The following is a 14,354-nucleotide window of genomic DNA, read 5'->3' on the forward strand; positions in this document are numbered from 1 at the left end:
CCCCTTATGGCTAAGAGCGTGGCGTGTACCGCTGAATCCCCTGGACGAAAGCGAGCCAGCGGCCTGGTTACGGGCCGCTGACCGGCTTTGTGATTCGATCGTACGGGAGTCCCGCACAGCCGGCGATAGGCAATCGGTACTAAGCCGCCAGCGCCTCGATGCTGTCCATCGCGCACGCCAGCGCGGCCGAGCGCAGTTCAGGACTCATGTCGACTCCATCGGCGACGGGGGACGCGCTATCCACAGCGGACAAGGCACGCGCGCCCCATGATCGCGATGCGCTGATCAAGGGATTCATGGAAGCGAAGACACCGCCCAGCCACGAGGAGATCGTGGCGCGCAATCGTGAAGTCACCGCAGCACGATGAGGGTCGGGAAGGACCGGGTTCTCTTTGCCTATGGCAGCATCGCACCAAGTGCAGTTGCGGCCTGTTGAAGGCCGCCCAGGATGGATTCCGCGACACGCGGGGAAAAGTCCTTCGGCAGGGCGGCCTGTACTTCGGCGATGGCTGCTGGCGTACGGGCCAGAAGTTCTTCGATGATCGGCTCGGCGGTCGAGCCATAGCCGACCTTTCGCGCGGTGCTGTTGAAGTGCCGGCGCTGGATGCCGTGCATGTCGTAATGCCGGTTCTTGCCGAGCAGTGCCATCGCGGACCTGATGTCGTGGGGCGACCACTGGTTGGGACCCTCGCCCAATACCGGATAGGCCGACATCACGTCGTAAAGCCTGGTCAAATGGAAGCGTCCGCGCGGCAGAAGATGGATGCTGAAATTCTTGGCGTGGCCATCGGGTGCCCGCAGCAACCAGAACAGTACCTGTGCCGTCATCAAGGTCTTCATGTCAGCTTCGGCGTTCACCGACTGTCGCAGCGTGGCGAACAGGGCCTTGAGACCTGGTCCACCTTCGTTCTCGTACTTGCGCAGCGGCGAGCAGCCCTCGACCTGGCAGAAGTCTTCCTGTGGCAGGCGCATGAGCCACTGCCCGTCAGGGGCGGTGCGACGATCGAATCGCTCCACCACGAGCACGCGCTGGCGGCCAAAGGTCGCGATACGTGCGTCGGCGACGTTCAACCCATAGGCTTTCAGCAGCCGCAGGCACAGCCACTCGTTATCTACCGAGGTACTGAAATCGGCACGTCGTCCTCCCATCAGGCCCAGCGGCAGCTTGAAGATGTGGCTCGTCGGCGTCGCGCCACGCGGTGCGAGCCACTGCCCGTCCCACCAGAGGAAAGCTGTCTTCTCCTGTGCACCGGCAAGGGAGATGCGGAAGTCCGCATCGGGATCTCCGCTCGCTCCGAAGGCGTGCGGCGAAACGGTTTCGATCAGGTGCCGCTCGATGTCTTCCTCGGACAAGGGCACGCCTTCGACATGATCGAAGCCCTTCGGCACCTCTTCACCATCCAGGATCTGGACGGCTCCAATACAGTCGCGTCCGATGACTCTCAGTAGCTCGAATGGATCGATCGACCCCGTCCTGAATCGCTCGGCGACGCGGCGGCGGATGGCATCGCTGTCCGGAAGGAGGTTGTCGAAGTAGTTGGCGACCTTCTCTCCCTTGATCGGGAGGTTCTGCAAGTTGAACGGCAGCGACAGCGACAGCGGCCGGCCTATGTCGGCAGCGACCCAGTCCGGGTCGTAATGCAGTTCCATCTCTCCGCGGGCAGGAAGTGTCCATCGCCCCACCCGAACCCCGTTGGTCCAGATGGACAGGCTGCGGCTGTGTGATCGACGCCCCATATCACCAAGCCGATTTCGAGGTCGCGGAAACTGCCGCGCTGCCCCGGGTTCCAAGAGTCAATTCCAGGCCTAGCGCCGCGCACCAGGCCAGGAGTTGCTCGACGCTCAAGTCCTGGGCATTCAATTCCAGATGAGAGACACGCGACTGGCTCAGCCCGAGACGAGTGGCTAACGCGGCTTGGGTCAGACCCTGCACCTTACGCGCAGCCTGGAGTAATGAACTCAGTTGGCTTGCGGTGAGCAGCGGATGGGATGTCGGAGGCATGGCGGATATTCGCGATCCTGGTAAACGCAATATAGCTGAAAATCAGATATTAGCAATATACCTGAATAACAGCTACTTACCAAACCTCCTAAGGCACGAACATTCACGCGAGCGATGTATAGCTCGTACGTGTTAGCCGCTGCGGCCCCTCCCTCACTCCCACTCGATCGTAGCCGGCGGCTTCCCCGAAATATCATAAACAACACGAGAAATACCGCGCAACTCATTGATAATACGAGTCGAGCACTTGTCCAGGAAGTCGTACGGCAGGTGTGCCCAGTGCGCCGTCATGAAGTCGATTGTCTCCACGGCGCGTAGCGCGATCACCCACTCGTAGGCGCGGCCGTCGCCGACGACACCCACCGAGCGCACCGGCAGGAACACGGCGAACGCCTGGCTGACGCGGTCGTAGAGGCCGTGGTTGCGCAGTTCCTCGATGAAGATCGCATCGGCGCGCTGGAGCAGGTCGACGTATTCCGGCTTCACCTCGCCCAGCACGCGTACGCCCAGACCCGGGCCCGGGAACGGGTGGCGGTAGACCATTTCGCGCGGCAGGCCGAGTTCGACGCCGATACGACGGACTTCGTCCTTGAACAGTTCACGCAGCGGCTCGACCAGCTTGAGCTTCATGTGCTCCGGCAGGCCGCCGACGTTGTGGTGGCTCTTGATGACGTGGGCCTTGCCCGTCTTGCTGCCAGCGGATTCGATAACGTCCGGGTAGATGGTGCCCTGGGCCAGCCACTTCACGCCTTCGAGCTTGGACGACTCCTCGTCGAACACCTCGACGAACAAGCGGCCGATGACCTTTCGCTTGGCCTCCGGGTCTTCCACGCCGGCGAGCGCGTCGAAGAAGCGCTGCTTCGCGTCGACACGGATGACGTGCACGCCCATGTGCTCGGCCATGGTCGACATCACCTGGTCGCCTTCCTGGAAACGCAGCAGGCCGGTGTCGACGAAGACGCAGGTGAGCTGGTCGCCGATCGCCTTTTCGAGCAGGGCTGCCACGACGGAAGAATCCACGCCGCCGCTCAGGCCGAGCAGCACGCGATCGTTGCCGACCTGCGCGCGCACGCGCTCGACGGCGTCCTCGATGATGTGCGCGGCGTCCCACAGCGTGGCCGAACCGCAGAGGTCGACGACGAAGCGGCGCAGCAGTTCCATGCCGCGCTTGGTGTGGGTCACCTCCGGGTGGAACTGCACGCCGTAGAAACGGCGCTGGTCGTCCGCCATGGCCGCCAGCGGCAGGCTCGGCGTGGACGCCGACACGTTGAAGCCCTCGGGAATGGCGGTGACGCGGTCGCCGTGAGACATCCAGACGCCCAGCGACTCGCCGTCCTGCACCACCGTCTCGAACAGCGCGCAGCTGCCGAAGGTGATCGTGGCGGGACCGAACTCGCGGTGATGGCCGGCCTCGACCTTGCCGCCGAGCTGTTCGGCCATGGTCTGCATGCCGTAGCAGATGCCGAGCACGGGGACGCCGAGTTCGAACACCACCTGCGGAGCCCGCGGGGAATCGTCTTCGGTGACCGATTCCGGGCCGCCGGACAGGATGACGCCGCGCGGGTTGAAGCCGCGGATCTCGTCCGGCGCGTGATCCCACGCCCAGACCTCGCAATAGACGCCGATCTCGCGGATGCGGCGGGCGATCAGCTGCGTGTACTGCGAACCGAAGTCGAGGATGAGGATCTTGTCGCTATGGATGTCGGTCATCGGGCGGCCTGCAGTTCAAGAATGTCAAAAAGCAGAACGCCCACTTGCGGCGGGCGTCCTGGGTACCTGGAGCGAAGCGCCCGGAGGCGTCAGTCCAGGCGGTAGTTGGGCGCTTCCTTCGTGATCTGGATATCGTGCGGATGCGCTTCGCGCACGCCGGCACCGGTCACCTTCACGAACTGGGCCTTCTGGTGGATTTCCTCGATGTTGGCCGCGCCCATGTAACCCATGGAGGCACGCAGGCCACCCATCATCTGGTGGATGATGTTGCGCAGCGGACCGCGGTACGGCACACGGCCTTCGATGCCTTCCGGCACCAGCTTGTCGGCGTCGGCCTCGTCCTGGAAGTAGCGGTCCTTCGAGCCGAGCTGCATCGCGCCGATGGAGCCCATGCCGCGGTAGCTCTTGTACGAACGGCCCTGGAACAGTTCGACTTCGCCCGGGGCTTCTTCGGTACCGGCGAACATGGAACCGAGCATCACCGAGGACGCGCCGGCGGCCAGCGCCTTGGGAATGTCGCCCGAGTAACGGATGCCGCCGTCGGCGATGAGCGGGATCTCGCCCTTCAGCGCGGTGGCGACGAGGTCGATCGAGGTGATCTGCGGCACGCCGATACCAGTGACGATGCGGGTGGTGCAGATGGAACCGGGGCCCACGCCGACCTTCACCGCGTCGGCACCGGCGTCGAGCAGCGCGCGCGCCGCCTCGCCCGTGACGATGTTGCCGGCGATGACCTGGACCTGCGGATAGCGCTTCTTGACCCAGCCAGCGCGGTCGATCACGGCTTGCGAATGGCCATGCGCGGTGTCGACCACGATCACGTCGACGCCGGCCTCGACCAGCGCTTCGATACGCTGCTCGGTGTCACCGCCCACGCCGACCGCGGCGCCGACGACCAGGCGCTCGTGTGAGTCCTTGGCGGCGTTGGGGTTGTCGCGGGCCTTCTGGATGTCCTTCACCGTGATCAGGCCGCGGAGCTGGAAGCCGTCGTTGACGACGAGCACCTTCTCGATGCGGTTGCGGTGCAGCAGTTCCAGCACTTCGTCGTGGGAAGCGCCTTCCTTGACGGTGACCAGGCGGTCTTCCCGGGTCATGATGTTGCGGACCGGGTCGTCGTGCTTGCGCTCGAAGCGCAGGTCGCGGCTGGTGACGATGCCGACGAGCTTCTCGCCGTCGACCACGGGCACGCCGGAGATGTTGTGCGCGCGGGTGAGCGCCATGACCTCGCCGATCGAGGTATCCGGGCGGACGGTGATCGGGCTGCGGATGACGCCCGCCTCGAACTTCTTCACCAGGCGCACTTCGGCGGCCTGCTGGGCCGGGGTCATGTTCTTGTGGATGATGCCGATGCCGCCGTTCTGCGCCATGGTGATGGCGAGGCGGGCCTCGGTGACGGTGTCCATGGCGGCGGACACGATGGGGATGTTCAGGCGGAGACCGCGCGTGAAGCGCGTCGAGGTGTCCACATCGCGCGGCATGACCGTGGAGTGACCGGGAACCAGAAACACGTCGTCGTAAGTGAGTGCCTCGGCAAGGATGCGCATAGCATTAGTCCCGCGAGTAAATCGCGGCATTATACCGTGCGTTGCAACAAAGTGACAGCCGCCGACGGACTCAGGCGTCGATGGCCTCGGCGGCTTCGAGTGTGTTTTCCATCAGCGTCGCCACCGTCATCGGACCGACGCCTCCCGGCACGGGCGTGATCCACGAGGCACGCTCCGCGGCAGGCGCGAACTCCACGTCACCGACCAGACGCCCGTCTTCCAGGCGGTTGATGCCGACGTCCACGACCACCGCCCCCGGCTTGATCCATTCGCCCTTGACCAGGCCCGGTTTACCGGCGGCGACGACCAGGATGTCCGCCTGGGCCACGAAGCCGGCTAGATCCTGCGTGAACTTGTGGCAGCAAGTCACTGTACTACCTGCAATAAGCAGCTCAAGTGCCAGAGGCCGGCCGACATGGTTGGATACCCCGACGATCACCGCGTGCCTGCCGCGTACGGGGCGGTCGGTATGACCGAGCAGGGTCATCACGCCCTTCGGCGTGCACGGCCGCAGGCCGAAGCGGCGCAGCGCGAGGCGGCCTACGTTCACGGCCTGGAAGCCGTCCACGTCCTTGCCCGGGTCGATGCGATCGACCAGCGCATCCTCGTCGATGTGTTCGGGCAGCGGCGACTGCACGAGGATGCCGTGCACGGCGGGATCGGCATTGAGCGTGTCGATCAACGCGAAGAGTTCGTCCTGCGTCGTGGTGGCCGGCAGGTCGTAGCCGAACGACTCGAAGCCCACCTGCTGGCAGGCGCGGCGCTTGTTTTTCACGTATACGGAGGACGCCGGGTCGTCGCCGACCAACACGACGGCGAGGCCCGGCGCACGACGCCCCTCGGCCACGCGCTTGGCGACACGGCGGCCGATGTGCTCAAGGAGTTCCTGGGCGATGCGCTTGCCATCGAGGATGCGTGCGGTCATGGGAGGGTCGCCCTGCGAAAACGCGGCATTATCGCCGATACAATGCGGGCGTGACCATCGATACCCTTCCCTATCCGCACAACCTCGGCGACGGCGTCGTGTCGCTGCGAGCGCATCGGCCGACGGATGCCGATACGCTCGCCGCCGCCGTGCGCGAATCCGTCGCCACCGTGGGCCGCTGGCAGGATTGGTGCCATGAGGGTTATGGCACGGCCGACGCCGAAACGTGGCTGGCCGCGTGCCGCACGGACTGGTTGCTGGGTGATGGCTACGAGATGCTGATCGTCGATGCGCGTACCGACGCCATCCTCGGCGGCATGGGCGTGAACCAGCGCAACCGCGAGCAGCGCTTCGCGAACCTGGGGTATTGGGTACGCGAGTCGATGCAGGGGCGCGGTATCGCGACGCGAGCCGGACAACTGGCGATCCGCTTCGCCTTCGAGACAGTCCAGGTGTCGCGACTGGAGATCGTGGCCGCCTGGGACAACCTGCCGAGCCGGAAGACGGCTGAACGACTTGGAAGCACTTTCGAAGGAATGCTACGCAAGAGGCTAGTTATAAAAGGAATTTCTGTCGACGCCGCGATGTATTCTGTGATCGCCCAGGATCTGGCGGAAGCCTCAGCCAGCGGAAGCGCACATCCGCTCTAGATCCACGTATCCCTCGAAACGAGCCCCCGCCCCGCAGCCCGGGCAATTCGGATCGCGTCGCAACCTGAGTTCGCGGAAGCGCATGCCGAGCGCGTCGTAGGTAAGCAACCGGCCGACCAGCGGCTGGCCGATGCCGAGCACCAGCTTCATCGCCTCGGTGGCCTGGATCAGGCCGATCAATCCCGGAAGCACGCCGAGCACGCCGGCTTCGCTGCAGTTCGGCGCATCCGCCGCCGAAGGTGGCTCGGGGAACAGGCAGCGATAGCACGGCGAATCGTCATGGCGCGGGTCGAAGACGCTGGCCTGGCCGGTGAATCGTTCGATGGCGGCGTAGACCATGGGGATACCCAGCCGTCTCGTGGCCGCCGCCAGCAGATAACGTGTGGCGAAGTTGTCCGCACCATCGATCACCACGTCATGGCCGCGGATCAGGTCCTCGACGTTTTCCGCACGCAGGCGATCGACGACCGTGTCCACGCGCACGCGTGGATTCAGCGCCGCAACGGTCATGCGGGCCGATTCGGCCTTGCCCATGCCGACACGGCCGTCGGCATGGACGACTTGCCGATGCAGATTGGAGCGTTCCACGCGATCGTCGTCGACGACGGTGATACGGCCCACGCCCGCTGCCGCGAGATAGAGCAAGGCCGGAGATCCAAGACCGCCCGCGCCGAGCAACAGGATGCGCGCCTCACCCAATCGCGCCTGGCCCGCCTCGCCGATTTGCGGCAAGAGCACCTGTCGCGCGTAGCGTTCGGCGGCGTCCGTATCCAACGCGCCCGCACTGACCGGCAGGCCCGCGGCCTTCCATGCGCCCATCCCACCGGCGATGGAAGACACCCTGCGGTAGCCCATCCGCTGCAGCGCCTCGGCCCCCAGCAGGGAACGCTGGCCACTGCCGCACAGCACGAGGATCTCGCGTTGCCGGTCGGGCTCGCTTTGTTCGATGCGCAATTCGAGGAAACCGCGGGACAACCCCAGCGCGCCGGAAGGCGTTCCGGTGGCGCGTTCGTTGTCTTCGCGAACGTCGACGAGCAAGGCGCCGCCCAGTTGCCGGGCCAGTGCCTCGGTGGCGGAGACCTCGGCGATGCGCGAACGCAGTTCGGCCAGCCATCGGTCCCGGTTGAGCTCTTCGGTCATGCGAGGCTCCTCGACGGGGCGACGCTTACTTCTCGCGTCGCTTCGCGTTACGGATCATGCGCTGGCGGCGGCGCTGCTGGCCGTCCGTCAGGACGTTCTTCTTGCCGGCGAACGGATTCTCGCCATCGCGGAAATCGATCCGCACCGGCGTGCCTTCCAGGCGGAAGCGCTTGCGGAAGAAGCCTTCCAGGTAGCGACGATACGCCGGCGCGATGTGTTTGGTGCGGCTGCCGTGAATCACGATCGTCGGCGGATTGGAACCGCCCGGGTGCGCATAGCGCAGCTTCGGCGCGTGACCGCGCACCAGCGGGGGCTGGTAGGCCTCGTAGGCCTTTTCGAGCGTACGGGTCAACTCGCTGGACGTGAGTTCCTTGGTCGCGGCGGCGTGGGCGCGGATGACCGCCTTCATCAGCTCGCGCAATCCGGAACCGTGCAAGGCGGAAATGAAGACCGTCTTCGCCCATTCGGCGAACTGCAGGCGCCGCTCCAGCGCCTTCTGGGTCTGCTCGCGCTGGTAGCTGTCCATGCCGTCCCACTTGTTGACGGCGATGACCAGCGCGCGGCCTTCCTCGATGGCGTGGCCGATCAGCGTGAGGTCCTGGTCGGCCAGGTTCTCCCGCGCGTCGATCATCACGATGGTGACTTGCGACGCAGAAATGGATTGTAGCGTCTTGATAACACTGAATTTCTCTACCGCTTCCTCGACGCGAGCCCGGCGCCGGACGCCGGCGGTGTCGATGAGGGTGTAACGGCGGCCGTCCCGTTCCAGCGAGACGCGGATCGGGTCACGCGTGGTACCGGCGACGTCGGAGACGATGAGGCGGTCTTCGCCCAGCAGGCGATTGATGAGGGTCGACTTGCCGGCGTTCGGCCGGCCGACGATGGCGACACGGATACCCTGGTCTTCCAGGCCCGGGTCGTCCTCACGGTCGTCCGGCAGGTACGGCAGCGCTTTCGCCACCAGCGTATCGACGCCACGATTGTGGGCTGCCGACATCGGCAGCGTGTCGGCGATGCCGAACGAGGCGAATTCGCCGAGCGCCAGCGTCTCGTCGACCCCGTCGGTCTTGTTGACCACGACCATGACGGGCTTGCCGCTGCGGCGCAGCTCGTTGAGGATCGCGGCATCCAAGGGCAGGATGCCGTCGCGCGCGTCGACGACGAAGACCAACAGGTTCGCCTCGGCGATCGCCGCGCGGACCTGCACGGCGGTGAGGCCTTCAATACCATCGTCGTTGCCCGACAGGCCACCCGTATCAACGACCACGAAGGGCCGAGGACCAAGGCGACAGACACCGTAGTGCCTGTCGCGGGTGACGCCGGGCATATCGGCGACGAGAGCGTCCCTGCTACGCGTCAGCGCATTGAAGAGGGTCGACTTACCGACATTGGGGCGGCCGACCAGAGCGACGACGGGTAACATGGGAGATACATCTATCCTGTGGATCAGTTCGCCGGGATGCGGTAGGCGCCGATATGGCCCTCGACATCTTCGACGTACACGGTGTCACCCACCACGAGGGGCTGGGCACGAATGGCTTTCTTGGAGAGGCGCTCGCGGGCGACGATCTTGCCGTCGCTGCCATTGAGCCAGTGGATATGACCGTCGAGGTCGCCGACCACTACGTAGTTGCCCTGCGCCGCCGGGCCCGTGAGCCAGCGATATTTCAGGCCGTCTTGCTTCCAGACGTTGGCGCCGCCGGACTTGTCGAAGGCGAACACCTGCGACTGGTCGTCCACGCCGTAGATCGAATTGCCATGAACGTCCAGCGAGGTGAACGTCGAGAAGGCATGGTTCCACAGCGGGCGGCCGCTGGGACCGTCGATGCTGGTGAGCTGGCCATGGTAGGCCGCACCGTAGAGCGTGCTGCCATCGAGGACGAGCGCGCCGTCGGCATCGGCCAGGCGATCGATTTCGGTACGACCTTCGCCGCTCGCGAGGGTCTGTTCCCAGAGCTTCTCGCCATTGTCGAGGCGGACGGCGACGAGCTTGCCGGCATCGCTGCCCATGAAGACCACGCCGTTGGCGACTAGCAGGCGGCCATTGCCGCGCAGGCTGAGCAGCGGCACCTGCGACTGGTCGTAGACCCAGCGGCGCTCGCCACTCTTGGCGTCGATACCGTACAGGCGGCCGTCATTGCAGCGGACCACGACGAGATCGCCGACGATGACCGGCGCGGTGATGACTTCGGAAGAGACCTCGGCGGCCCAGCGGCGCTCGCCATCCTTCGCGTTGATGCCGTACAGGTGACCGTCGAGCGTGCCGATGGCGACGAGATCGCCCGCGGCGCCCGGACCACCCGAGAAGCGGGCGTCTTCACGCTTGGCATCGCCCCAACCGAACCAGCCGTGCTGGCGGGTGCTCTTGGACCACAACTTCTTGCCTGAGGCGGCATCGAAAGCGGCGATCTTGCCGTCGGTGCTGGCGGCATACAGCACGCCATCGGCGACCGTCGGGCGCATGCGCACGCCGGATTCCGCCGCGCCATCACCGATGCTGGACTTCCACAGGCGCTCGACCTTGAGCGAGGGCTCGAACTTCTTGTCGAGCGGGGTCGGCGGTTCGACGTTTTCCTTCTTGAACGAATGGCAGCCGGCCAGCACGGCCAGCGACGAAGTCAACGCGATTGCCCAGAAACGTTTCATGCACCCTGCTTCCCGGCCACGGCCAGATCATCGAGTTTGGTTTGAACCACACCGCGTTGCGGTGCGCTGTCGCCCATCGCGGCGATCGCCGCCTGATAGGCCTTGCGTGCGTCGTCCGGGCGTCCCAGCTTGACCAGCGCATCGCCGCGGAGTTCCTGCGCGAGCGCAACGAACGCGCCGCCCTTGATCGCGTCGAGCGCGGCGATGGCCTCTTGTGGCTTGCCCTGCGCGTACTTCAACTGTGCCGCGCGAAGGTCGACGAGGGTCTTCAGGGAATCGTCCTTGGCATGCGCCCGGGCCCATTCGAGGTCCCCGGCGGCCTTGTCGAGCTGACCCGCCATGACGTTGCGCTGTGCGCGCTCACCGGCGGCGAACACGGACCAGGCCGTGTCCGAATAATCCTTGAGCAGGGTTTCGGTACGCATGTCGATCTCGTTGGCGCGGTTCTGCGCCACCGCGACCTGCAATGCCGAGTATTCCGTGGCGGCGGCCTGCTCGTGATTCGCGCGATGCGATTTCCACTGCTGCCAGCCGAAGATCAGCACGAGGCCGAGGACGATGCCGACGGCGATGGAAACGCCGTTCTTGCGCAGCCATTGCTGGACGCGTTCGCCTTGTTCGTAATCGTCGTATACGTCGAATGCCATGCAATCACCCACTGCGCTCCGCGCAGCAAAACCAAGGAGGAAACGAGCCCGCGACCGGCCATCGGCGATGGGCGGCGCGGATCAATAGGCAAGGATACCCGAAAAGCACGGGCGGGCGGCGCCGCGCGACGTGCCGGGGAGGGTCAGAACGCGACCGGCGCAGCCTTGCCGTCGCGGATATCGACGCGGAACCTCGCCACGTTGGCGCGACGGAAGCCGTCCAGCTGCACGGGCTGGCCGTCGACGGCCACCTGGGCGCCGCTGGCATTGCCGATGCGAACGTCCAGCGCGGTGTCGCTGCGATAGGACTTCTGTGTCCCCGCCGGCAGGATGCCGTACTCGAGCCGCGAACCGTCGGCGGCGGTCACTTCCACCCAGCTGGCCGAAGGCAGGTTCAGGGTCAGGCTGTGACCACCCTGCCCGCTGCCGGCCTCGGGCGTCGCCGCCGTGGTGGCCAACGGTGCCTTGGCGGTGTGGTCCAGCGGCGGGAACATCGCCATCGAGGCGAGCAGCGGCTGCTGGTCCTCGGTGTGCTGCTCGGTCGCGGGGGCCGGCTTGTTGTCACTGGTGGTGGCCGCGGTGGCGACCGCGCTCGACGACGAGCTGGCAGGCGCATCCTGCTGGGCCACGGGCGCCGCGTCGAGCGGCGCGAGGCGAGCCATGTCGCGATCGAGCGTGCCACGCACGCCCAACCAGATCATCGGCACGACGATGACCGCGGTCAGGACCACATAGGTGGCAGCCGTGACATAGCGTTCGAGCAGGTAACGCGAATGGGACACGCCACCCGTGACCACGAGGTCGGGCTGGCGCGGCGTCAAGCGCGCGAGTTCGGCCTGGATGGCCTCCTCGTCGACACCGACGTGACGGCCGTACTTGGAGAGGTAACCGGCGAGGTAGACCTGGTAGTCGATGCCACCGTACTCGCCGGCTTCCAGCTGGCGCAGCAGGCGCGTGGGCAGGCGCAGGGCCTGTCCGCAGGCCTCGATGCTGTAGCCGCGGGCCTCGCGTGCCGCACGGAGGCGCGCGCCAAAACCGCCGGTGCTGCCGGATGAGTGGTCGATCAGTACGCGACCGCCGTCTTCGCTAACCGCTTCGAGCTGGGGGTCCATGCTTTGCTCCCTGTCTGCGTTCGGCTCGAGCCCGGCGAACAAATCCTGTTCGCGTCCGTCCCGACCGGAAGAATTCGAAGATGCTGTGGTCATTGACGTGCGGTGGCTTCGAGTGCGCGCGCGGGTTCCGAATCCGGGAACTTTTCACGCAAGCGCTTGGCGTAGTCCTGGGCACCCTCCCCGTTGCCCAGACGGAGCTCGATATCGTGACCGAGCTTCAACGAATCCGGACTCGGGGTTCCCAACGCCTCGTAGCGTTGCAGGAAGGCACGGGCCCTGAATGCATCGTTCTTAAGGTACAACACGTGAGCCATCTGATACAGGGCATCCGCGTTATTCGGGTTGCGCTGGACGGCCTTGCGGAAATAACCCTCGGCTGCGTCGTAATCCTGCGATTGCAGCAGGCAGGTCCCGGCATTGGCCAACGCGAGGTCCGGGGTCTCGTAGAACGGGTCGGCCAGGGCACGGTCGAAGAACGTCTTCGCTTCCGCCGGACGGTTCTGCTTGCACAGGAAGACGGCGAGGTTGTTGTTCACCGAACCCTTCTTCGGATCGAACTCGACGGCCTTGCGATAGTGCAGTTCGGCGTTGACGGGATCGTTGATGCGCTCATAGAGAACGGCGATCACGGTATGCGCCGGAACGTATTTCGGGTCGAACTGGAGCGCCTTCTGCAGTTTCTCCATGGCGCCCTTGAGGTCGCCGTTCTGCATGTAACGCTGGCCGAGTTCGGTATGGACCTCGGCGCCCTTGGCACGGTCATCGGCGGCCGTCGAGGGTTTCAACCCCGTGCCGTCCCCCACGCAGCCGGCACACGCGAACGCGAGCGCCGCCAGCATCCCCCACCGCTCAAGCCGCATTCACCACTCCCTCTGCGAGTTTCTTGCGGAATTCCGCCTGACGGCGGGTACGATCCACCACTTGCCCCTTCAACTGGCCACAGGCGGCGTCGATGTCGTCGCCACGGGTGCGGCGGAGCATCGTCAGCACGCCGGCGTTGAGCAGTTGGGTCTGGAAGGCGCGGATCTCTTCCTGCCCCGACCGCTCGAAGCGCGTGCCGGGGAACGGATTGAACGGAATCAGGTTGACCTTGTTGGCCCCAGGGAGGCGGCGCATGAACTTGATCAGCTGCCGGGCATGCTCCGGCTGGTCGTTCACGCCCTTCATCAGGGTGTATTCGAAGGTGATCGACGTACGCGGCGCGCGGTTGATGTAGCGCTCGCAGGCGCCCATCAACTCGGCCAGCGGATAGCGCTTGTTCAGCGGCACCAGCTCGGTGCGCAACTCGTCGTTGGCCGCGTGCAGCGACACGGCGAGGGAAACGTCGCTCTCGGCCGAGAGCTTGTCGATCATCGGCACGAGGCCGGCCGTGGACAACGTGACGCGCTTGCTGGCCAGGCCGAAGCCGAGGTCGTCGCGCATCAGGCTCATCGCCTTGACCACGTTGTCGAAGTTCAGCAGCGGCTCGCCCATGCCCATCATCACGACGTTGGTGATGCGGCGCTGCTGGTGCGGCACGTTGCCCAGGTGCTTGGCCGCGACCCATACCTGGCCGATGATCTCGGCCGTGGAGAGGTTGCGCGAGAAGCCCTGGGTGGCCGTGGAGCAAAACTGGCAGTTCAGGGCGCAACCGACCTGGGAGGACACGCACAGCGTGCCCCGGGTCGGCTCGGGGATGTACACGGTCTCGATGGCGTTGCCGCCATCCATGCCGAGCAGCCACTTGTGGGTGCCGTCGACCGCGGCCTTCTCGAACACGGTCGTCGGCGGCCCGATGTAGCAAGTGGCGCTGAGCTTTTCGCGAAGTGCCTTGCCGACGTCGGTCATGTTCTCGAAATCGCTTTCGAGACGGTGGTAGATCCACTTCATGACCTGCTCGGCGCGATACGGCTTCTCGCCGATCTGGGCGAAGAACTCGCGCAGACCCTTGCGATCGAAGTCGAGCAGGTTGACCTTTTCGGCGGGCGTATTCACGGCG

At 65.4% G+C, this 14,354-nt stretch carries 14 protein-coding genes; 1 reads left to right on the forward strand and 13 read right to left on the reverse strand.

Going from position 1 to position 14,354, the window contains the following annotated elements:
• Window positions 1-139: 139 nt before the first annotated feature.
• From ACN9M2_RS10470 to folD, 6 genes are all read right to left on the reverse strand, one after another.
• On the reverse strand, window positions 140-355 hold the full coding sequence (locus tag ACN9M2_RS10470; RefSeq protein ID WP_426284683.1) for a hypothetical protein: 216 nt from the start codon (window positions 353-355) through the stop codon (window positions 140-142).
• A 41-nt stretch (window positions 356-396) separates the two neighbouring features.
• The gene (locus ACN9M2_RS10475) at window positions 397-1,650 is read right to left on the reverse strand and encodes a type II toxin-antitoxin system HipA family toxin (protein WP_426284684.1); all 1,254 of its coding nucleotides are present in this window, start codon (window positions 1,648-1,650) and stop codon (window positions 397-399) included.
• A gap of 88 nt (window positions 1,651-1,738) precedes the next feature.
• Window positions 1,739-2,002 (reverse strand): helix-turn-helix domain-containing protein, encoded by a 264-nt coding sequence (locus tag ACN9M2_RS10480; protein ID WP_426284685.1) that lies wholly within the window; start codon window positions 2,000-2,002, stop codon window positions 1,739-1,741.
• 153 nt (window positions 2,003-2,155) lie between these two features.
• Entirely contained in the window at window positions 2,156-3,712 is a 1,557-nt protein-coding gene (guaA, locus tag ACN9M2_RS10485; RefSeq protein WP_426284687.1) for a glutamine-hydrolyzing GMP synthase, read from the reverse strand.
• A gap of 89 nt (window positions 3,713-3,801) precedes the next feature.
• Entirely contained in the window at window positions 3,802-5,256 is a 1,455-nt protein-coding gene (gene guaB / locus ACN9M2_RS10490; RefSeq protein WP_306846757.1) for an IMP dehydrogenase, read from the reverse strand.
• A gap of 70 nt (window positions 5,257-5,326) precedes the next feature.
• Window positions 5,327-6,181, reverse strand: coding sequence for a bifunctional methylenetetrahydrofolate dehydrogenase/methenyltetrahydrofolate cyclohydrolase FolD (folD, locus tag ACN9M2_RS10495; protein ID WP_306846756.1), 855 nt, complete (start codon window positions 6,179-6,181; stop codon window positions 5,327-5,329).
• Window positions 6,182-6,231: 50 nt separating this feature from the next.
• Between folD and ACN9M2_RS10500 the strand changes: the two genes are divergently transcribed.
• A complete protein-coding gene (locus ACN9M2_RS10500) occupies window positions 6,232-6,831 on the forward strand; it encodes a GNAT family N-acetyltransferase (RefSeq protein WP_426284688.1) in 600 nt (199 codons plus the stop codon).
• On the opposite strand, the gene moeB is transcribed toward ACN9M2_RS10500, so the two are convergent.
• The 7 genes from moeB to rlmN form a co-directional block, all read right to left on the reverse strand.
• Window positions 6,802-7,971: a molybdopterin-synthase adenylyltransferase MoeB gene (moeB, locus tag ACN9M2_RS10505; RefSeq protein WP_426284689.1), complete on the reverse strand. Its 1,170-nt coding sequence runs from the start codon at window positions 7,969-7,971 to the stop codon at window positions 6,802-6,804. The two genes, ACN9M2_RS10500 and moeB, sit on opposite strands and share 30 nt — an antisense overlap.
• A gap of 25 nt (window positions 7,972-7,996) precedes the next feature.
• Window positions 7,997-9,394, reverse strand: coding sequence for a ribosome biogenesis GTPase Der (gene der / locus ACN9M2_RS10510; protein ID WP_426284690.1), 1,398 nt, complete (start codon window positions 9,392-9,394; stop codon window positions 7,997-7,999).
• 23 nt (window positions 9,395-9,417) lie between these two features.
• Window positions 9,418-10,617, reverse strand: a complete 1,200-nt coding sequence (bamB, locus tag ACN9M2_RS10515) for an outer membrane protein assembly factor BamB (protein ID WP_426284691.1) — start codon at window positions 10,615-10,617, stop codon at window positions 9,418-9,420.
• Window positions 10,614-11,264: a YfgM family protein gene (locus tag ACN9M2_RS10520; protein WP_426284692.1), complete on the reverse strand. Its 651-nt coding sequence runs from the start codon at window positions 11,262-11,264 to the stop codon at window positions 10,614-10,616. Before ACN9M2_RS10520 ends, bamB begins: the two co-directional genes overlap by 4 nt.
• 143 nt (window positions 11,265-11,407) lie before the next feature.
• Entirely contained in the window at window positions 11,408-12,376 is a 969-nt protein-coding gene (locus ACN9M2_RS10525; protein WP_426284693.1) for a helix-turn-helix domain-containing protein, read from the reverse strand.
• Window positions 12,377-12,465: 89 nt separating this feature from the next.
• A complete protein-coding gene (gene pilW, locus ACN9M2_RS10530) occupies window positions 12,466-13,236 on the reverse strand; it encodes a type IV pilus biogenesis/stability protein PilW (RefSeq protein ID WP_426284694.1) in 771 nt (256 codons plus the stop codon).
• Entirely contained in the window at window positions 13,226-14,350 is a 1,125-nt protein-coding gene (gene rlmN, locus ACN9M2_RS10535; protein WP_426284695.1) for a 23S rRNA (adenine(2503)-C(2))-methyltransferase RlmN, read from the reverse strand. The genes pilW and rlmN overlap by 11 nt, the downstream gene beginning before the upstream one ends.
• Window positions 14,351-14,354: the final 4 nt, after the last annotated feature.

The sequence above is a fragment of the Luteibacter sp. E-22 genome (assembly GCF_049913125.1).
GTDB lineage: Bacteria > Pseudomonadota > Gammaproteobacteria > Xanthomonadales > Rhodanobacteraceae > Luteibacter.